We start from the raw sequence: 21,335 nt of genomic DNA, 5'->3' as shown, positions 1-21,335 counted from the left end.
GGGAAGGGGACCCGACACGGTCGTGTCGGGTCCCCTTCCCTTCTTGGGCGCTACCTCTTCTCCTCAAGCCGTAGAGCGACACCCAGAGCGAAGAAGGCGGGGCCCACCGGCCGACGAAGATGCTCCACCGGTCGGCCCGGTCGAGGGAGGCACGGGACCGGGAGCGGGTCGGGTCGGGTGGCGAACGCGAACACGGTTCTCCGCGAAGAACAAGTGCCCAATAGTCTCTGGTTGACCATGTTCACATCGTCTACACTGTGGCGTAGTAGCTGAAAACTTTGGCCGGTGGGCACGCATGGCGTCACGGCTGTGTCCCTGGCCCCTGACTCCGCACGCGGCGCCGACCCCCAGTGGCGCCGCCCATCGCATCTTCCTCGTCGAAGGAGGCCAAGCCATGGGGAGCACGGCCAGAGAGCGGATCATCGAGCAGGAACAGGCCTCGGTGGACCGAGCCCACCGATGTCTGGAACGACAACGCGCGCGTACCGAACAGCTCGCCGGGATGAACGCCGCGGCCAGTGCCAAGGACGGGGTGGCCCAGCACGCCGAGTTCACACGTTGGGCGCAGGAGTACCGGCTCGACGAACGGCAGCTCGTCGTCCAACGGGTCGACCTGCGCGAGGGGAAGAAGAAGGACGAGACCTTCTACATCGGCCGTAAGAGCGTGCGGGACGAACACGGTGGGGTCTTCGTCGTCAAGTGGACCAGCCCCGCGGCCGTCCGCTGGCGGCGTGAACGCGGCTCCGACAAGGGCGTGGTCGCGCTCCGCCGACGCCTGCGCTGTCGCGGTGAACAAGTGGTCGACTTCCACGATGAACTCGTCCGCGACCTCGGCGAGCCCGTCGACGGAAGACCGTCCCCGGCGCGGGTCGCGTCCATCGTCAAAGCCCGCAGGGAGCAGGAATCGGGCATGCCCGAAGACCCCTTCCTCCACGAGGAGCTGGAACGCTCCCGTGACGGCTTGATGCGCGACATCGTCGAGACGATCCACCGTGACCAGCTCGACCTGGTCTGCCACGACCGACCGGGCGCACTGGTGGTCCAGGGCGGTCCGGGAACCGGCAAGACCGCCATCGGCCTGCACCGTGTCACGTGGCTGCTGGACAACGACCGCTTCACCCCGGAACAGATCCTCGTGGTCGGTCCCACCCGACACTTCCTCGACTACGTCAGCGAGGTGCTGCCCTCCCTCGGCACACGTGGTGTGACATCGGTGCGCGTGGACGACCTGTGCCCGGGCCGTATCGGCGGCCAGGACACCACCGAGCAGGATCAGGTGAAGTCCGACGCCCGCATGGCGCGGGTCCTGAGCCGAGCCGTCCACGACACGGTGAACGAGGGCGCCTGGAGCAAGTTCCTCGACCAGGACCGACTCGTCGTTCGGATCGATGACGACATCCTCGCCGCCGACACCGCGGAGATCCAACGGTTCTTCGATCGGGTTCGGGACCTGGAAGCGCCCCTGGACATCCGTCGCGAGCGCTTCACCGATCTGCTCGTCGACCACCTGATCGAGCAAGTCACCTACCGCCCTCGCGGACACGGTCGGGCGCTGCGTCAGCGCATCACGGCCCTGCTGGCCGGCCCCGTCAACGCCACCTGGCCCAAGGTCTCCGAGAACCGTCTGTACCGCCGTCTCCTGGACGACGCCGACTTGTTGAAGAGGGTGTCCGAAGGCGTCCTCACCGACCGGGAGCGCTCGGTCCTGCACCGTCGCGCGGTCGGACCGGCCAGTCAGGAGAGCTGGACCCGGGCGGACCTGCCCTGCCTGGAGGAACTTCGGATCCTGCTCAGCGGGCAGACCCCCGGCCGCCATCGACACATCGTCGTCGACGAGGCGCAGAACCTCGCCCCGATGCAGCTGCGCGCTCTGGCCCGTCGTTGTCCGAACGGCTCCTTCACCCTCCTGGGCGATCTCGCCCAGTCCACCGGAACGCACTGTTATCCCGACTGGTCGGGGCTCACCGAACACCTGGACCTGCCGGACAGCTGGGAACAGGAGGAACTCACCCTCGGATACCGGATCCCCAGTCAGGTGATGCACACCGCGGTTCCCGCAGCCGTGGCCGCTTCCGACCTGACGACCTTTCCCACCACCCTCCGGGCGCCTCGGGACGGGGAGTCGACCATGGCCCGCGTGGGAGGAGAGGCCCTGGTCGACGCTGTCCGGCGACGTGTACACGAGCTGTTGGCCCGGACGGGGGAGCGTTCCGTGGCCGTCATCGTCGATGACGCCTCCACCCACCTGGAAAAGATCGCACAGGCGTTGGACTCCGACCCCACGCTCTCCGGCGACAACGTCCGTGTCCTCGGCGCGTCCGCCGTCAGCGGTCTGGAGTTCGACCACGTGGTGCTGGTGGAGCCCCGAGAGATCACCCGTTCGGGGCCGGGAGGACGTGGCCGGCTCTACGTGGCGCTGACCCGGTGCACCCAGACACTGTCGATCCTGTACGCCGAGACGCTCCCCGATAGCCTGTTCGACCCGAACGCGCCGGAAGACCGTGAGGAACGTGCCTGCACCCGCCACCACGCCGACGGCCGGCGGTGTGACAACCGCACGAACTCTCCGGACGGATGGTGTCGGGAACCGGGGTGCGACGGCTACCGAACCGAACGACCTCCGCTCACGAAACCCCCGTCCATGGTCCTGGACTCACCCGCGGGGCTGGACACCACCGCACGTCTGGACGAGGGCGTGCGCGCGGAGGAGATCACCGTCGAGGCCTCGGCGCGTGCCCGCTTCGCGGTCCTGCACAGGGCGGGGGCGTGGGACGCCCAGGTCGAGATCCGCGCCATGCTCACGGACTTCCTCGCCGAAGGACGCCAGGCCCAGGGCGCGGACGGCCGCTGGTACCTGGGCCACGAGGGCTATCGGCTGATCCTGGACCGCGCAGCCGCCTCCGTGGTCGATTACCAGACCGTGCACGCCGAACGCAGCCGGCTTCAGTACCGGGCCGGGGTCGCCTCCAGGGTCTCCTCGCGTGCCCACGAGGAGACCAGCGCCGAGAGGACGGAAGAACAGCGGATGAGCGCGCACACCCCACCGGTTCCACCGCGAGGCGGCCCCCAGGACCCCACCGTCGCCGAACACCTGGGGTCGTTCCTGGCCGGGATCGAGCAGCGAAGGGGCGCGCACGACCAGGGCGCGGCCGGTTTCCTGCGCCACAGCCTGATGGCGGACCTGTACAAGGCGGGACATCTGCCGATCGAACCGGAGGGCGGCGACGTGCTCTGCGCGTCGGCCGGTGGGTCGGTGCTGTACCGGATCCTGCCCGATACGAACACCGGCTACGGACGGTTGCGCGAGGCCGCCTGGGAAGCGTTGGAGAGGCGTTGGCTCCGGGGGACGGAGGCCGATCGGGTGTGTCTGGTCCTGTCGGAGGAACCCGAGGAGGCGTGGGCGGTCGCCGCGCTCGCGGGAACCGTGGGCGTGGCGGTCATCTGGCACGTCGAGGACGAGTGGCGGGGCGAGGCCGTCACCTCGCTGATGGCGAGTGCCTCCGGCTGAGCCCGGACCGCTCCCTCTGACCGGTCCCACCGGAGGGCGACGCCGTGACCCGGGGAGAGGTCACGGCGTCTGCCGCGCGCGGGCGAGAGGCCCGGTGGGAACGAGGGATGATCGGGTCTCCCCGATTACCGAGGATCACTTCTTTCCCTTTCTCGCCCTCTCCTAAAGTGAATGAATTTCACCTTCCAAGGTGATCCGACAAGAACGGTCCAGTGTCGGAAAATTCCATTCGCATAGGCGCCTTGCGAAATCAATGTTCGCCGAACATCCCATGGGTCACAGCTGGGTAACTCCTCGCGGAAGTCCTGCTCCGGGTGCTTCCGCCGGCGGAAAATAGGAACTCGGCGACCACAGTGGATGCCGATGGACTGTGTGCGCGGAGGGTGTGGGGTGGGACGGCTGGGTTTCGGAGGTCTCCTTCGAAACGAACAATGGAAAACGCTGATCGAAGCGGGGAGAATGCGGGTCTTCCAGCCCGGTGAGCAGATCATCCACCAAGGGCAACCGGACGACAGTGTTTATGTTCTCGACCGGGGAAACGTCAAGGTGTCCGTGACGCGCTCGGACGGAATCGAGACCCTGGTGGCCCTGCGCGGAGCCGGTGAGGCGCTGGGGGAGTTCTCGGCGCTCTCCGGGCTGCCACGGACGGCGACGGTGCGGGCCTCGGGAGGCCGGTGCACGACCTTCGCCCTGAAGGGGGACCGGTTCCGCGCCCTCGTCAGGAGCATGGACCTGGACCGCCTGCTGTGGAAGCACATCGTGCGCCGCCAGGAGGAGAGCGAGGAGCTGCGCGCCGAGCTCCTCGCGCTGGACCCACGACAAAGACTCGCGGCGTCCATGCTCCGCTTCTCCACGGCCCCCGAGCCCGGCGACGTGGGCCACACGCGTGAACTGAGACTGAGCCAGTGGGAACTGGTCGGCGTCGTGGGGAGATCGCGTTCGTGGGTCCAGGAGGAACTTCGGCGTCTGCGTCGCGACGGGGTGGTCTCCACCGGCCGTGAGGTCATGGTGATCCACGACGTACAGAGACTTCGGCTCCTGGCCGCGCCCAAGGAATGACCCCGCTTACCGCCTTCACCGCACGACTTTCGTAAGTAACCCGGGCGTGTGTCCAGTTCTGGACACCGCCCCAAGCCGAAACCCATAAAAGTGGGTTTGCGCAGTCCGAAACCGCCCGATGTTCCTCCCTTTGGAGCCCAGAGCATGTCGACCCCCTACCCTCCGCTGCCCGAGAAGGGCACGAGTGCACCGATGCCGCCCTACCGCGCGGTGATGGCGGTGGACGCCGAGAAGTACTCGCGTTTCCCCTCACGCCACCAACAGCTGCTCAACGGCATGGTGTGGTCGGTGCTGCGCGAGGGTTTCGTCCGGTCCGGGCTGGTGGACTTGTGGGACGCGGCCTCCTTCCCCCAGCACACCGGGGACGGCTACGTGGTCGGCGTCCCGACCGAACACCTCCCCGCCCTGATCCACCCCCTGCTCGGCAGGATGCAAGAGGTGCTCGCCGAGGCCCAACCCACGCTGACCCAGGTGGACCGGAACCTGCGGCTGCGCATGCGCCTGTCCCTCGGGCTCGGCCCGCTTCCCGACAGCGGGGGAGTCGAGTACGGCGACGGTGTCGGCAGCGCGATGAACGAGACCCACCGGCTCCTGGACGCCCCCGCCCTGCGCCGGGCCCTGGACGAGGCCGACCCCGACATCACCCTCCTGGTCGCGGCGCTCACCGACCGCGTCCACACCGACGCGGTCCTGGGCGGCTACACCGCCCTGGCGCCCGGCCATTTCCGGGAGATCGAGGTGGACCTGCGGGCCAAGGACTACAAGGCCCGCGGCCACCTCCACATCCCCCAACCCTCGACCGGTTCCGGCGGCGTCTCCTGGACGGAGGAGACGCCGCCGGAACCAGCACCGAACCCGGCGCCGACAGGGGCGACCGGCCGGGCCGCATCGGGCGGGCGACGACGCGGCGGTCCTCGCCGAGGCGTGGTGTTCGAGCCCCTCCCGAACCGGGAGTGACCCCCTTGATCACGTGACCCAGTACGCACGACCCAGTTCGCACGACCCAGTGCGCACGAAGACCCACGGAGCCGGCATGACCGCGAAGACACCCCTGGACCACACGGTGCCCATCGGGGAGCACAGACGACCGGAGGAGGCCCCCAGTGAGGTGACCCGGTTGTTGTGCGTGAGCGCCTACCTGAGCCAGGGTTACCGCACGGGGGTCCTCGGACTGATCCTGGGGTCGTCGAAGCACGTGGTGCCTCCCTCACTCGGCTTCGACCTGGTGCCGGTGCTCGCCCACTGTGTCCGGGCCCGAGAACTCGACCGCGAGTACGCGGCCAAGGTCCTCCGGGCGTGGATCCTCGGCTCCCTGCTGCTCTTCGTCCTGGTCCTGTGGCTCATTCGCGCGTTGGCGGCCACGTTCGGTGCGGCGGGCGCCAACGGCTGGCAGGTGAGCCTGTTGCTGTTACTGATCGCCCTCCTACTGCCCTTCGGCGCTCTCCAGGTCCTGCAAGGCGAGAACCGGGAGCGGCTGCGCGTGACCATGGACGAGGTCGGCGCCTGGTTCCTGCCGACCCTGACGGTGGCGGCCCACCGCGACCACGTGGCGCACGTGCTGGCCACCGAACTCAGCGAGGAGACCTTCACCGGTAACCCGCCAACGGTCGAGCTCCGTTACCGGGGCGCTCTCGCGATGGTGGGCCGAGAACAGTACTCGCCGGTGACCGTCTACGACCCGCGCTCGCCCTTCCAAGGCGCCGGGATGGCGTTGGCGAAGCAGTCCCTGGCCCTGGAACTGCGCCCGTCCGAGGACCGGTCCGAGACCGACCCGCTCACTGAACGCGAGGTCATCGACCTGGTCCGGCCGCAACTGGAATCCCTGGCCGAATCCGCGGTCGCGCCCAGCCAGGACCGTCTCGGCCGCCTGGAGATCGCCGAGTGCGTGCTGTTGCCGGGGCCTCTCCCGCGCGGGTACCGACGAGAGGACCTGCCGGTGGGCGACGCCTCCGCCGACGCGGTGGCCGACCACCTCCGGGAATCGGTGGGCGAGGGCGGCGAGCAGCGCCGACATTTCCTGCGGGTCCGCGTGGGCGGTTGGGGCGAGGGCGTGGTGGTCACCGTCTTCCTGCGCGTGCACACCCAGGGGCGCATGCTCCTGGTCGAGATCTCCCCGTACCTGCTGACGCCGTTACAGGAGGAGTTCCACGCGAGAGGCGTCCTGGTGGGCGCGCTCACGAACATCGTGGACCGGGACGACGAGAAGGTCGTGCGCGAAGCCTTGAAGCGATGCCTGTCCACGTCGAGGAACCCCCTCGCCATGGCGCGGGCCGCGAGCCGGTTCGACGACGATGGCCGGCTCGGGTACCGACGCCGGGACGACGAACCGGAGGTGGTGCGCCCACCGTTGATCAGCCTGCGCGAGATCGTCGCCTCCAACGGCCTCACCCCCTTCCAGGAGATGGACGTGACCCGGTACGTCAAGACGCTCCAGGTCCGGATCGGTGAAGGGGTCGAGCAGGCCCTGGCACGCGCGGGATACGGGACCGAGGAATTCCAACGACAGATCATCAGCATCGGCGCCGGCGGGGTCTTCGTCGGCGGTTCGTTCCACAACGGCGCCATCGCCACGGGCAAGGACACCAAGGCGGAGGACAACTCCTCCGCCACCCACAAGAGCGGTGTCGACTTCGCAGGAGGAAAGGGCTCATGAACGACGAGTGTTCCCACGACCCCGAAGACGAGGAGGACGAGGTGGGTGGAGGTGTCTTCATCGGCGGCTCGATGACCGGCGGCGCCATCGTCACCGGCAAGGAGGGACGGGCCGAGGACCGCAGCAGGCGGTCGGGACCGCCCTCGGCACAGGAACTCGCGCCGCCCACGGTGTTCCCCGCGTCGCTCCCACCGAACGTGGTGGGGGTGGGCGGACACGTCACCGGCGGTGCCCTGGTCACGGGGGCCGGGGGCACCGCGGTGGACGCCTCCACCCGGCTGGATTCGAGGTCGGGGGAGTTGCTGGCCGAACTGGCGAGGATCCGGCGAGAGTTGGCCGGGCTTCGGAGCACCTTCGAGGTCCGGGCCGTCATGGAAGAACTGGAAACCGTGGCGAGGGAGATCCACGAGAAGGGCCGGGCCGGGCGAGGGCTGATCGAACGCCTGTTGGGGCTGTTCAACGGCGGCAGCACGGTACTCCGGAACGTCGCGAGGGGAGCCGAGTTCGCGGACAGGTTGCGCGACTCGCTCCTGCTCCTGGACGCGAATCCAGACGAGAATGGAGCGGAGAGCAAGTGAAGAGCACGAACACCGTCCGATGGGACAAGGAACGGCAGCGCTGGGAACGCGCACCGGAGCGCGAGGCACCCGCCATCGGTCGGCACGGCACCCCCGCGGGGGTGATCGTGGGCCTGGCGGCGGCGATGTGCCTGACCGGGGTCGCCCCGGCGCTGGCCGGCATGGTGGCCCCGGAAGAGGTCCACGTCGCCGATGGGGACTCCTCCATCGGGCCGAGGTCCCCCATCGGCGACGAGGAAGGGGACCTCTCGACCACGCCGCCGGAGGAGACCGCGGGGACCGACGGCGTCGGCTCCGGTACGCCGGACAGCACAAGTGGTGGTTCGGGCGGAGACGGTCCCGGCACGGGGTCTTCGGACTCGGGCCCAGAGGGAACCGATGGCACCGGTTCGCCCGATGACGATTCCGACGAGGACTCCGCCTCCGCCTCTTCCCCGGTGGATGCGGAGCCCGCTGAAGAAGAGACCGGCGAGGAGGGGACCCTCGAAGAGAAGGCCGGGGAGGAAGAGCCCTTCGTGGACCCCGCCGACTTCGCCCTGGGCCTTCCCACGTCATGGGAGCGACACCCGGAAGGGGAGACCGAGGCGGTGTTCGTCGACCCTACCGACGAGGCCTTCCACCTACGTGTTCTCTGGGAGGCGGAGACCGAGGCGACCCCTCTGGAGGTACTGGAGCAGCGCGTGGCCGAGCCGAGCCGGCAAGCCGACGGCTTCGAGGAGGTCTCCCTGGTCACGGAGGACGCCTGGAACCCGGAGGAGGTCGCCTTCGAGTACCTCTCCACCGGAGACGAGGGGACCGAGCGTGCCTTGGCCATCGCCTTCCAGGAAGGGGACGGGCCGGTCTACGTGATGGTCTCCGCCGGTCCCGAGGAGGCGCGTGACACGATCCAGGACACCCTGGAACTGGCGAGGTCCACCTTCACCCCGGGAATCGGAGAACCACAGCAGGACTGACCGGACCACCCTGGACACCCGTCGGCGGATGAGCGCCCGCCGGCGGGCCCCGCCCCTCCACGAGTACCCTCCGGCCCCCGCTCACCCACGAGTCACGGCCGCCAGGTCATCGACCAGCAGATCCGCCACCCGTTCCTCGGGTACGGCCACCCCCTGTTCGCCGATGAGGTCGGACAGTTCCGCGTCCCAGGGCGAGGGGCTCATCCTCCCCGGCTCGGGACCCACGGCGCCGGCCTCCCGCAGGGCCCCCAGATAGTCCGAAGCGCCCATCCGCCAGGGCACCGCCCCGGTCCGCGCCATCACATGGGCCGCGATCCGCAACCCCTCCCCATCGAAATCCCCGTGATAGCGCACTCGTGCTCCGTCCTCGCCCAACCGGCGCAACAGGGCCACCGCGGCGCTGTTGGGCCAACCGGACACACAGACCAGCGGGGGAGCCTCCGTACCCAGCCGTCGTTGTGCGAGGGCCAACACCGAGGGGTTCTCCACCACGTGCACCACCGGGAACGGTTGTCGCACATCATCGTTCCCCGACAGTTGGTCCAAAGTGATGGAGACGGCGTGCCCCGCGTCGGCCCACACCCGAAGGGTGGTCGCCAAGGGGCCATCGCCGACGGGGCGCAACCCCAAGGCCAGGACGGAGGTGGAATGGGAATCACAGTCCACCCCGAACGCGCCCCACAGGGCGCGTCGATCCTGGGCGTTGCCGGGCACGGGAAGTCCCCGCAAGGTAGCCAGGGCACGCAGCACCAGGGAGGGCAGCGCCGCGGTGTCGTCCAACGCGTGAGGGTCGCCGACCTCGCGCGCGGCGAGGGTGGGCAGGGGCAGGCTCTCGGACAAGGGAAGCACCTCCAACACGGCCAAGGCCCTTTCGCATCGCTCGCGTAGCCGCGCCGCGCCCTCCCGGGGTACCCCGTCCGCGCGCAACCGGTCCACCCATTCCACCAGGGCGGGTTGACGAACCACCACCGGATGGGCGGACAACCAGGACCACAGCCCGGTGCGTTCTCGGGCGTGACGTTCGCGCTCGGCCGCCCGGTTCCCGATCGGGCCGACGGCCGCGCTCGCCACCGCACGGCCGTCCAACCCGAGCGGTGCCAGCGCCGCGTCCAACCGGTCCAGCCGCACGATCACTCGGGAACCCGGATAGGACGACGACCCGAGCAGGTCCGCGAGCGCCGCCTGGGCTTCCTCGTCCAGGTCACGCAAGGTCACCGACCGCACCGGACGTCCTGACGACAACCGCTCGTGCACCGCCCGCCACAGGGGCAGCAGCGGTTTCCCGGTCAGGTGCGCGGGCACTCTCGAAAGCCCGCCTTCGCCGTCGCCGTGCCGTTCGCCGTGCGGTTCAGGGCGCGCGTGGGGACGCTCCATCACCCCCACACCTCACCGGAGGTCGCCGTGCCCACGCCCGGGTTCGTCCGCTCAGGCGCGTCCTCCTCGTCCCTCGGAGGAGCCCCGGACCCTCCCTCGCCTTCCGCGGTCACCTCCGGTACCGACTCGGCCTCCACCAGGGCGGACCCCGTCCAGACCCAGCGTGCGGTGGTCACCGCGTCGTCGCTCTCGCCGGGGTCGGCGGGGATCAGTTGGTGAATGGCGATCCCGTCCAACTCCGCGTAGGTGCACCACTCGTGGTCGCTGGTCAACACCAGGTCCAGCCCCAGGTCGACCAGCAACGCGAAGATCTGTCCCCGGTTGGCCGAATCCACCCCCACGAACACCTCGTCCAACAGGATGAAGCGCGGCGCCCCCGGATCGGTGGCGTAGTGCGCGGCCACCGCCGCGAACAACGGCAGGTGCAGTGCGATCGCCTTCTCCCCGCCGGAGAGCCCACCGTGTTCACGTCGGGTCAGCCGCTGCCACCCTCGACCGTCGTCACGATCCAACTCCACGGTGAACCGGTGCCAGGAGGTGTAGTCCAGCACCTGGACCAGGTGGTCCTCCCAACCCGTGGCCGAATCCTCCGCACGCGCGTCGTCGATGCGTTCCCGCAGAAAGCCGTGCAGGACCTTTCGATCGGTGTCGTCCAGGTTGCGGGGGTCCCGGAGCAGGAGGGCACGTGCCCGTTCGGTGCCCTCCGGTGCGTCCGGGGCCACCTCCCAGCGCAGCCGAACCGAGATCCGTGAGGCGGTCCGCACCCGTCCCAGGCGCTCGTTCATCCCCGTCACCAGGTCGGTCGCCCGTCGGATCCGCTCGGCCAGGTGCCGCCGTGTGTCCCCGGTCAGTACCCGATCGAACAGCTCGTGTTCCTCCTCGGTCAGGTCCGCGGCCCTGACCCTTCGCTCCTCGACCAGCGCCTCGTGCAGACCTCGCGCACCCACGCGTACACCGTCCAGCAGGGCACTGACCCGTTGCGTGCGACCCGTGGTGACCAACTCCAGGTGGGTGCGCCCGGCCAGGACGTCCCGGGCGGTGTGCACGGCTTCGGCCACCTTGGCCCTGGCTCCGCTGACGCGCTCGGGAGAATGATCGGCCCGTGGTGAGGTGGCCGCCACCGCCCGAGCGGCGTCCAACACGCCCCGTACAGTCGACATCTCGTCCACGGGCACGTTCAGGCCCGAATCCTCGAACAGGGACGTGGCCACCAGTTCTCGGAAGTGATCGGCGGCGGTGTCCCGTGCGATGAGGGCGGCTTCGCTCCGGTCGGTCAGAACACGGACCTCGGACAACAGCTCACCGTGGTCCCCGAGGAGCGTGCGCTGTCGCGAACGCACCTCGCCCGTCTCGTGACGCAGTTCCCTGGACCTGCGCTCGGCCGCCGCCACCCGTTCCTGAACCCGACGGTGTTCCACGCCCAGGGTGGAGTCCATCGCGGCCAGCCGGGTGCCGAGGTCCTTGGCTTCACGTTCGGCCCCCACCGCGGCCTTCACCGCCGACTCGGCCTCTTCCTCGGCGGTGGTGGCCTCCACCCGGATCCGCTCCAGGTTCTCGACCAGGTCGAACAGGTGCGCCCGCCCATCCAACCAGTCCTCCACCGCCGTACCGAGAGTGGCCAGGGCCGAACCCGCGGAATCCAATGCCGCGTGCTCCACCGGGAGACGGTGCCGATCCGCGACCGTTCGCAACTCCCGCTCCGACCGGACCACCAGGGGTTCGTGCTCGGTCAGGCGCCCGCGCCCGCGCTCGACGTCCGCCCCCAACAGAGCCACCCGCTCCTGGGCCGATCGCCACCCACCCGCCGACTTCTTCGTGTCCGCGTCGGAAGGCAGGTCGGACACCTCGGTGTCCAGGCATCGGCGTCGTTCGACCAGGGTGTGCTCCTGATCGGCCATGTTCTCCGCCTCGTCGTCGATCTCGGTCAGTCTCGCGGTGAGTTCGGAGACCATGCGCGCACGGTTGCGCTCACGGGCCCGCGCACCGATCAGTGTCGGAGACTCCTTGACCGCGTGTCCGTGCAGGTGCCCCGACCACCACCGGCCGTCCGCACCCATCCCGAGGGGATCGTCATGTCCGTTCATCGGAGCCACCGCCGCCCCCGGTTCGGACGGCCGAACGTAGGCGATCCCCGCGAGCATCGCGCGCACGTGCTCAGGCGGGACCGGAGCGTCCTCCTCCACCACCAACACGTCCGTCAAGGCGGGGCCGGACACCGGCGACACCAGAGACGACAGGGCCGTGTCACCGACCACGTCGGGCACCGACCCGTCCGGCATCACCCAGGCGTCCAACACGCCGGAGGCCTCCAACGCGGCCTCCACGCCCGCCCGCACGTGTTCGGGAACCCCATCGGCGAACCCCACCAACCGCCACAACGGCGCACCGGGGCGCCCCGAACGGTCGGCGGTCCGTGTGTGGGGGACCGGTGGATCGACCACCGTCATCCGTTCCAGATCGGTGATGCGCTCGACCACCTCCTCCCGCTCCCGTTCGACGGCCTCGGCGCGCTGACGAACCCGCTGTCGCAGCGTCGCCAGCTCCTCACCGGCCCTCTGCTTGGCGGCGGAGACCACACCGTGCGGCCCGGTCCCCGTCTCGACGTCGATCCCCGCGACCAACGCCTCCACATCCGACACCGGAAGTTCGACGCGATCGCGCGCCCACGCGGCCAAGGCCTCGGCCAGGTCCGCCACCCCGGCCTCGTGCGCGGTCTCGGCGACGGCCTCGGCCTCTTCGGCCTCGGTGAACCTCTCGACCACCTCACCCAGGTCCGACTCCAGCTCCGCGCGGCGCCGCAACCGATTCCCATGCAGGTCCAACGCCGAACGCACCTCGCGGACCAGTCCCTGCCGGTGGGTGAGGGCCGAGCGCAGCAACCGACGGGCTTGCGGCACCCCCGTGCGGGCCGACAACACCCGTTCGGACTCCTCGAACACCTCCGCCAGGTTCGCGCGTGACGCCGCCTGGCCGGTCCGAGTACGTTCGGCGCCCACACCCCGCTCCGTGCGGGCCACCTCCTCCGTCAGATCCCGTGCTCGTGTGGCCGTGGTCTCGGCCACCGACCGGCGCCGCCGACTCTCCCCGGCCAGTCTCCGAGCCTCTTCCGTCGCCCGGTCCGACTGACTTCGTAGGACCTCGATACCGGTTCCGGCCCGGTAGGCCTCACTCTCTCTGAGACCTCGCAGTTCCCCGGAGACCGTGTCGGAGAGCCCTTCGAGTTCGCTCTCCCGATCGGCCAGCCGGGTCAGCTCCTCCTCGGCCTCCGTCTTGCGGGCATCGGCCTTCTTGAGCTCCTCGGAACGCCGACCCATCTCGGTGGTGGTCGTGGTGAGTTCGGCCGCCGCGCCGCGCAGCACCCTGGTGGCGTACACACGCTGACGGTCGGCCAGGACCTTGGCGGCTCCCACCTCCTCGGCCAGGTCCCGCAACCGCTCCCGGTGCCGATCCAACCGCTCGAACCCACCGGCGATGTCGGCCAACTCCCCGCGCCCCAACGGGGGAAGCGCGCTGGAGAGCAGGGCGGACAACAGGCCCGGGTCCAGACGTTCGGACAGTTTGGGGGTGCGCAACTGCAACAGCGCGGTGATGAGCGCGTCGTAACGGGCCTGGTCCAGGCGGGGATAGAGCAGGGAACGTACCGTGGAGCGGTACTCCTCCGGGCCGGGGTGAACGGTCCCGAACCCGGTCTCCTCCACGGCGACCTTGAGCTGTTTGACCGTCAACGGTTGTTGTTCGGGGGTGAGCAGGGACAGCTCCCGGCCCACCCGCGCGGTCGAGGTGAAGTAGGTCGGTTTGACCGAGGTGGTGTCCCGGGTGGCCTGCAACCGGGCGCCCAAGGTGAGGTACTCGGGGCCCTCGACCGTGGGATGTTCGAACTCCAACCACACGTACCCCACCCGGGTGGCGTTCGGGTGGCCGTGCCCGATCATGTTCCAGTGCATGGCGCGCTCGTTGCCACCGAAGGTCGACAACCGGTTGGGTCGCAGACTCGCGTCCAAGAGGAAGGGCAGCAACAACTCCAGGGCCTTGGACTTGCCGGTGCCGTTACGCCCCCGCAACAACAGACGGCCCCGGTGGAAGGTGAAGACCTCCCGGTAGTACCGCCACACGTTGAGGATGCCCGCGCGGGTGGGACGCCACCGCGTCTCGAACGCTTCCACGGGGGTGTGGGTCATGCCTTCCCTCTTTCACGTGGTCAGGATTGCGTCGAGCCGGCTCCGGAGAGATCGGCTCACGCGAAGGCCGCCCGGTCGACGGCGTAGCGGTGGGCGGCGGGCAGTGGACGGTAACGAGGGTGCGCCCCACCGGCCGGGTCCGGTGCGCCCCGGACCAGACCGTGATCGACCAGGACGGCCAAGGCCTCCCGGGTCAACCGCTCGGCCCCGCCCTCACCACGAAAGCTACGCGCCCACGCCGGTTTACGCTCCAACAACCCCTCGACCTCACCGACCAGGGTGCTCCAGGCAAGGGGATCGTCCGCGCCCAACAACACGTCCAGCAACAACAGGGCGGTCTGCTTCACGTTGCCCTCACCGGGGAACACGTCGTCGGTAGCCCACCCTTGCGGATCCACCAGCAGGTACCCCTCGGCCCGTTCCTCCAGGACGAACCCGGCCTCGGCCGCCGCCCTGCGCAGCAGGCCCCGGCCGGTCAAGGTCGCCGCGTACTCGGCCTCCGCGACGCTCAGGTCCGCCGTGTACACGACGGGGTCGTCCAACAGACGGCGCATCAGATGGTGCCGGGCCCGCAACAACCGTTGGTTGTGGGTGGGCGTCACCCTCGCGTCGTCTTGGAGGAACAGCTCGTCCACGTCTTCCCTGGAACCTTCCACCGGCTCCGGCCCCTCGGCCTCCCCGGAGTCCTCCACCGAAGGGCCGTACCGCTCCTCCACCGTCAACCCCGCCGGGTCCGGGCGGGACCCACCGATACGGGAAGGAGACACCGGGGCGCTGATCAACCGGGCCAGGCGCGCCGTGTCGGCTCGATACAACACCAGGGCGTCATCACCGGCCAGGTAGGACTCGGTACTACCGTCCACCACCGTCAGCGCACCGTAGTCCTCCAACAACAAGAGCGTGTCCACCAAAGCGGCGCGTTCGGCCCGCATAGACGAATCGAAGTCGGCGATGCCCTCCTCCAGCGCGCAGGTGTGCGCCACCCGCTGGGCGAGCAACCCGATGGTGGTTCGTCCCACCACCGTCAACTCCGCCGCGACCAGACACAGCAACGTGTAACGACGTCGGTCGAAGGGCGCCCCCGTGCCTCGCACCCGCCGAGCCGGACGCGGCATCGCCACGTGGGAATCATCGGAGCGCACCTTGGCCAACCGCGCGTACCCCTGACGGGGCTCCACCGTCAACGTCCATCCACAGAAGTAGTCGAACCAGGCGATCAACTCGGTGCGCCTACGCCGCACCGTGGTGAAGGCGACCTCGTCGTGTTCACGAGTCAACAGGGGAGAGGTGAGCAGCGCACGGATACCCAACGCCATCTCGTCCCTGGTCTGGGTCACCCGACGGTTGGCCGCGCGGGTCGGCGGTCGCACCCTCATGGGCGTTCCTTCGCCTCGGCCGCGAGGGCGCTCCCGGGAACGTGGATCGACACCATGTGGTCGGGGCCGGTGAGTATCCCGCGCGGGGTCCTCAACCTCGCCTCGCGATCGTCCGGTTGTGCCGACAACACGATCTCCAACCGCCCGTCCGAGGTCAGGGCGCGCCGGTCGCCGTCACCATCGGCCGGTTCGGACAACGCTCGCCCCAGCAGCGCCAACAACTCCTCGAACACCTCATGATCCAACTCTTCGAAGGCCGACAGGCGCACCGGGCCATCGGTGGCCAACAACCGCCGCGCCCGCTCCACCTGTGCCCGCTGGGCCAGCGCCCGTTCCTTCCGGATCCGGGCCGTCGCAGCCACGTCACGTACCCGAGCGGTCCGGGCCACGCGCCCCGAGCGGCCCGAGGAACGCAGGTTCGCCGACACCGGTACCGGATCGGCTCGCGACCACGAGGTCCCCGCGGGGATGAGTTCACCATCGGCGTGTCCCGAAACCGCGTGCCGCGCCGGCGACAGGCCGGTCAACGCCGACCACAACCGGTGCGTGTCCTCGGTCGAGTCGGCCGCCGCGAACCAGCGGGCCGCCGTCCTCAGGTCCTCGGCGGTGCTGGAGGCACGCCGCCGGGACTCGGTGATCCGTTCCAAGGACTCCAACAGCGAACCGATGGCCCGACGCGCCACCTCGTGCAGCCGCCGCACCCCTTCCTGGCCGTCCTCGGTGGGCGCGAACCACAAGCGCAACCCCGACCACTTGGCGCGCCGGGCTTGTGACCATTCCGCGCGCACCGCTTCCGTGGCGCTCGGCGGCAGGTTCGCCCCGTTCAGGGCCCGTTCCAACAACCGCTCCACGCCACGCCCCTCCACCCGGGTCAGAGCGTCGGCGATGGTCCGCGCACGCTGTTCCAGGTTGTCCACGAACGCGTCCAGGTATCCCACCGTGGCCCTCTTGACCTCTTGGAAGGTGTCCAGATCGGCGCCTTCGGAGCGCAACAGCCGCTGGAGTTCGTTGTTGAACCGTTTGGTGTTGTCCCGCAGCGAGTCCAAGTGCCCCTCCAACTCCTGGAGAGTGGTGAACACACGACTGTCCAACCCCGGGTCCTCATCGGCCTGCAAGGCGTGTAGGCCGTCCAACCGGTCGGCGATGGCGTCCAACACCGCCGTCTGTAGCGCTCCGCGCTCCCGCAACCGCTCCAGGACCAGCCGCACACCCGCGAACTCGGCCTCACCTCGCACGGTCAGGGTGTACTGGACGTTCTTGCGTTCGAACTCCGCGGCGGTGGCGTACACGGCGGTGTAGCTCTGGGAGGACTCCACCAGAAAGAGCGACTCCAGGTGGCGCAGCGCCGTCTCCACCTCGGCCTCCTCGACGGGGTCCGTGTAGCCGGTCTCGAACAGCCGGGAGCGCACCTGTTCCAACAGGAGCGAGGTCTCCAGCCGCTCGTTGGCGTCGTTGAACACGTGCAGGATCGCGAAGTACAGGTCGCGTCGACCACCCGTGGTGAAGTCGAAGATCCGTGCCGGCAGTCGTTCGAATCCACGCACCGTCGCCTGCTCCCGCTTCCGTGACGCCCTTTTCGCCCAAAGTACCCGCCAGGGCCGACCGGCACGGCGTTCCACCGAAACCATCCACACCACCCCGCTCCGTCATCCACAATGGACGGGTGCGCATCATCGAAGCCTTCTGGGAGACGGACCGGTTGCGCCTGTGGGGTCTGGACTCCACGCTCTTGGCCACCACCCGCTCCCAGGAACGGATCCGTCCCCACCCCTACGCCCTGGACCGGCACGGCCTGACCGAGTGCCTTTCTCGACTGTCGGTGGTCCAAGCCCGCGGAGGCGAGGCGGTTCTGCACTTGCCCGGTATCCCCCGGCACCCGGTCCCGCCACCGGACTTCCCTCCGATGCGCGCCGCGCCCCCCTTCCGCCCCACCCAGGTCACGGTGCGCCCCTGGCTGGTTCCCACCTTGGACCTGGCCGGCGACGACGTCCTGACACTCCTGCGCCACCTCGACGTCCTGCCTCGGAGCCGGTCCCTGCCCGCCCTGGCCGAACTCCTGGCCACGGGCACCGCCCTGGTCGATACACGTCGCGTCATCCCTCGCCTGGTGGCCGAACACGACCCGCGGGCGGATCCGCGCCCGGTGCCCGAACTCCACGCCCGGTGGCGTCCCCTGCTGGACGCGATCACCCTCGCCTGGCTCCGCGACCACGCGCGCGGCCTGCCACCGGTGGCACGCGCCTCCCACACCCCCGACATCACCCCGCACGAGGCGGGCGCCGACGCGATCGCCGACGCCCTGGGCGCCCTGTGCGCCTTCACCGACCTGGTCGCCCGTGAACGCCTCACCGACCACCACCCGGACCTTCCAGCCCACCAACGCATCCAACATCGGTGGTTGGAAGCGCTTACCGAAGCGGACACGGCCCTGGAGGACCCGCATCCGATACCGGGCAGCACACCCGACCGTTTCGTAGACGAACTCCACACCTGGTTCACCGCCGCCCACCGGTACGCCGGCGCGGTACGACTCGTGTTCCGCCTGGTCGAACCCGTCCCCGAACCGCTCGTCGAGATCGACGGAGAACCGGTCGAGGAGTCGAAGGAGACCGATGAAGCCCATACCGATGACGCCGCTCACGGGGAAGGGACACAGGGGGAAGAAGCCGAGGGCGACCCGGTCGATGCGGGCATCGAAGCATCCGTGGGTCTGTACGTCCCAGTGGACCACCCCTGGCGGCTGAAGACCCTGGTCCAGTCGGTGGAAGAACCCTCCCTCATGATCCCACTGGAGGATCTGCGGGAGGGGGAGGGCACCGACCGGTTCCCTCCGGCCACGTCCCCGGCCATCACCCGCGACCTGGACCGGGCCGCCCGCACCTGCCGGCTCCTGGACGCGGAACGCGACGCGCGGGAACCGGGCGACCTGGAACTGTCCACCGATGAAGCCGGTGACTTCCTCACCCGGCACGCCGAGGCGCTACGCGAGGACGGTTTCGGCGTGCTCCTGCCCCCATGGGTCGGAGAGATCGGCGTGAGTGTCAAGCTCGCCCTCTCCGAACACGAGCCGAAACCTTTCACCTCCGGGACGGGAGGTGGCCCCACCCTGGTCGACTTCGACCACCGCGCCGCCCTCGGTGACGTCGAACTGACCACCGAAGAACTCGCCGAACTGGCCCGACTCAAACGTCCACTGATCCGCCTGCGCGGGGAATGGGTCCGCTTCGACCCCGAACGGCTCCGCCGCGCCGCCGCCCTCATCGCCCGCAAGGGGCGGGGCACCCTCCGGGCGGGGGAGGCACTGCGCATGGTGCTGATCCCCGAACCCGGCCAGGAGTTTCCCGTCGAGGTCGAGGCCACCGGCGACCTGGGAACCCTGCTCGATGGTCGGGCCGAGCGGGTCTTCACCCCCATGACCGAACCACCGAACCTCACTGCGGAACTACGCCCCTACCAAAGACGAGGGGCCGGCTGGTTGCGCTATCTGGACCGGCTCGGGCTCGGCGCGGTCCTGGCCGACGACATGGGCCTGGGCAAGACCATCCAACTGCTCGCCCTGCTGGCCGACGAGCGCGCCGCGAACGAGTACCCGGCGCCCACACTGTTGGTCTGCCCGACCTCGGTGGTCGGCAACTGGCATCGGGAGGCCGAACGCTTCACCCCGAAGCTACGCGTACTCGTCCACCACGGACCCCGACGGCATCAGGGAGAGGAACTGGCCAAGGCCGTGACCGACGCCGACCTGGTCGTGACCACCTACGGCATGGCGGTACGTGACGCCGCCGAACTGGAACGCTCCACCTGGGCCCGGGTGGTGTGCGACGAGGCCCAGCACATCAAGAACTCCCGCACCAAGCAGGCCGAAGCGGTCCGCGCGATCCCCGCCGCTTCCAGGATCGCCCTCACCGGTACCCCCGTGGAGAACCACCTGGGCGAGCTGTGGTCGATCCTGGAATTCGCCAACCCCGGGCTGTTGGGGTCACGCGAGCGCTTCGAGAGGAGCGTGGCGGACCTGCAACGTGATCCCACCCAGGACGCGGGCAAGGCCGCGGCGGAACGGCTGCGCCGGGTCACCGCCCCGTTCGTGCTCCGTAGGCTCAAGAGCGATAAATCCATCATCCAGGACCTGCCCGCAAAACACCAGATGAAGGTCTGGTGCACCCTCACCCCCGAACAGGCCTCCCTGTACAAGGCCACCGTCGACGAGATGACCGAACTCGTGGACGAGGCCACCGGGTTTCGACGCAAGAGCCTGATCCTGGCCACCATGACCAAGCTCAAACAGGTCTGCAACCATCCGGCGCACCTGCTCGGCGACGGCTCCCGACTGGCCGGGCGTTCGGGAAAACTGGCCCGCCTGGAACAACTGCTCGCCGAGATGGCGATCGGGGGTGACAAGGTCCTGTGCTTCACCCAGTACACCGAGTTCGGGTCCCGGCTCGCCCCCTACCTCGAAGGAAAGCTCGACGTCCCTGTCCTGTGGCTGCACGGAGGCACGTCCCGTCGCCACCGTGAGGAGATGGTCGAACGCTTCCAAAACCACGACGGCCCCATGGTGTTCCTGCTCTCCTTGAAGGCCGGTGGCACCGGCCTGAACCTGACCGCCGCCCACCAGGTCGTCCACATCGACCGGTGGTGGAACCCGGCCGTGGAGGAACAGGCCACGGACCGGGCCTATCGCATCGGACAACGACGCGACGTGCAGGTGCGCAAGCTGATCTGCGCGGGCACCCTGGAGGAGCGAGTGGATCAGATGCTCGAACGCAAGAAACACCTGGCCGAAGTGGCCGTGGGCAGTGGGGAGAGCCCCTTGGCCAACATGAGCGTCGAGCAGCTCCGCGAGACCATCCGCCTGACCCCCGAAGCGGTGGCGTGATGGCCTGGAACGATCCGAACCGTGTGAACTGGTGGTCGGACCGCCTTTTGCGCGGGGTGGACGACGGTGATCGGGCCCGCCGCTCCCGAGGCCGCTCCTACTTCGCCGGCGGCGCGGTCCGAAGGCTCACCGTCGACCCCGACCTACGCCAGGTCGGCGCCCACGTCCAAGGCTCACGGGGACGCCCCTACCGGGTGTCCATCGGTAGTCCGTTCGCCGACGACGCCTTGTGGGAGCGGGCCCTGGGCGAGTTGGGTCGGATTTCAGGAGCCCGCGAGGACCTGCTCGACGGACTGATGCCCGAGGGCTCCGAAGACGTCTTCGCCCGTCATGGGGCCCTGCTCTTCCCCGACTCCGTCGATGATCTGGTCATCACGTGCAACTGCCCGGACCACGGCGGACACCCTTGCAAACACGGCGCCGCCGTACTCTTCGCCCTGGCCGAATGGTCGGACCACGAACCCCTGGTGTTGTTCGCCTGGTCGGGGTGGACCGAGGAAGCGGTGTTCGACGCGCTGGGGCCCTCCGGCGGCGGGTCGTCGGGGGAATTGTCGGTGGAGGTGGAGCCACTGATCGACCGCGCCGCCGACTTCTGGGAAGCGGGGACCGGGCCGGCCACGCTCGCCCCCCGACCATTCGATCCCCTCGCGTACTGGGAGGGAGCCACCACCGGGATCGCCTCTCGGCTGGCCCCGATGTACGCGGCCCTGGCCCGCCCCGAGGAAGTCGGCCCGCAAGGGTTCGGGAAAGCACCTTGAACAACGTCACGGTCGGTTGGAT

General features: G+C 69.3%; 12 protein-coding genes. 8 read left to right on the top strand and 4 right to left on the bottom strand.

The features are described from left to right. Positions 1 to 394: 394 nt before the first annotated feature. The 6 genes from BQ8420_RS07615 (at position 395) to BQ8420_RS07590 (ending at position 8,751) form a co-directional block, all read left to right on the top strand. Entirely contained in the window at positions 395 to 3,508 is a 3,114-nt protein-coding gene (locus BQ8420_RS07615; RefSeq protein ID WP_087097113.1) for a UvrD-helicase domain-containing protein, read from the top strand. Positions 3,509 to 3,865: 357 nt separating this feature from the next. After that, positions 3,866 to 4,567 (top strand): Crp/Fnr family transcriptional regulator, encoded by a 702-nt coding sequence (locus tag BQ8420_RS07610; RefSeq protein ID WP_369825480.1) that lies wholly within the window; start codon positions 3,866 to 3,868, stop codon positions 4,565 to 4,567. A gap of 144 nt (positions 4,568 to 4,711) precedes the next feature. Continuing rightward, complete coding sequence (locus tag BQ8420_RS07605) at positions 4,712 to 5,524, top strand: hypothetical protein (RefSeq protein WP_087097112.1); 813 nt, start codon at positions 4,712 to 4,714, stop codon at positions 5,522 to 5,524. 76 nt (positions 5,525 to 5,600) lie between these two features. After that, the gene (locus BQ8420_RS07600) at positions 5,601 to 7,220 is read left to right on the top strand and encodes a hypothetical protein (RefSeq protein ID WP_087097111.1); all 1,620 of its coding nucleotides are present in this window, start codon (positions 5,601 to 5,603) and stop codon (positions 7,218 to 7,220) included. Continuing rightward, positions 7,217 to 7,798, top strand: a complete 582-nt coding sequence (locus tag BQ8420_RS07595) for a hypothetical protein (RefSeq protein ID WP_087097110.1) — start codon at positions 7,217 to 7,219, stop codon at positions 7,796 to 7,798. Before BQ8420_RS07600 ends, BQ8420_RS07595 begins: the two co-directional genes overlap by 4 nt. After that, entirely contained in the window at positions 7,795 to 8,751 is a 957-nt protein-coding gene (locus tag BQ8420_RS07590) for a hypothetical protein (RefSeq protein WP_087097109.1), read from the top strand. The genes BQ8420_RS07595 and BQ8420_RS07590 overlap by 4 nt, the downstream gene beginning before the upstream one ends. A gap of 81 nt (positions 8,752 to 8,832) precedes the next feature. Here BQ8420_RS07590 and BQ8420_RS07585 read toward each other — a convergent pair whose 3' ends face one another. The 4 genes from BQ8420_RS07585 to BQ8420_RS07570 are packed head-to-tail and all read right to left on the bottom strand — an operon-like array spanning position 8,833 to position 17,223. Beyond that, the gene (locus BQ8420_RS07585) at positions 8,833 to 10,125 is read right to left on the bottom strand and encodes a TIGR02679 family protein (RefSeq protein WP_235005990.1); all 1,293 of its coding nucleotides are present in this window, start codon (positions 10,123 to 10,125) and stop codon (positions 8,833 to 8,835) included. Further along, a complete protein-coding gene (locus BQ8420_RS07580; RefSeq protein WP_087097108.1) occupies positions 10,125 to 14,303 on the bottom strand; it encodes a TIGR02680 family protein in 4,179 nt (1,392 codons plus the stop codon). The genes BQ8420_RS07585 and BQ8420_RS07580 overlap by 1 nt, the downstream gene beginning before the upstream one ends. 56 nt (positions 14,304 to 14,359) lie before the next feature. After that, positions 14,360 to 15,679 (bottom strand): TIGR02678 family protein, encoded by a 1,320-nt coding sequence (locus tag BQ8420_RS07575; RefSeq protein ID WP_087097107.1) that lies wholly within the window; start codon positions 15,677 to 15,679, stop codon positions 14,360 to 14,362. Beyond that, a complete protein-coding gene (locus BQ8420_RS07570) occupies positions 15,676 to 17,223 on the bottom strand; it encodes a TIGR02677 family protein (protein ID WP_200815844.1) in 1,548 nt (515 codons plus the stop codon). The genes BQ8420_RS07575 and BQ8420_RS07570 overlap by 4 nt, the downstream gene beginning before the upstream one ends. Before the next feature lie 119 nt (positions 17,224 to 17,342). Here BQ8420_RS07570 and BQ8420_RS07565 point away from each other — a divergent pair, with 119 nt between their 5' ends. Then, on the top strand, positions 17,343 to 20,555 hold the full coding sequence (locus tag BQ8420_RS07565; RefSeq protein ID WP_200815843.1) for a DEAD/DEAH box helicase: 3,213 nt from the start codon (positions 17,343 to 17,345) through the stop codon (positions 20,553 to 20,555). After that, a complete protein-coding gene (locus BQ8420_RS07560; protein WP_087097106.1) occupies positions 20,555 to 21,313 on the top strand; it encodes an SWIM zinc finger family protein in 759 nt (252 codons plus the stop codon). Before BQ8420_RS07565 ends, BQ8420_RS07560 begins: the two co-directional genes overlap by 1 nt. The last annotated feature ends 22 nt before the right edge of the window (positions 21,314 to 21,335 follow it).

The sequence above is a fragment of the Nocardiopsis sp. JB363 genome (assembly GCF_900143625.1).
GTDB lineage: Bacteria > Actinomycetota > Actinomycetes > Streptosporangiales > Streptosporangiaceae > Nocardiopsis.
This window is presented reverse-complemented; position numbering and strand designations above follow the sequence as displayed.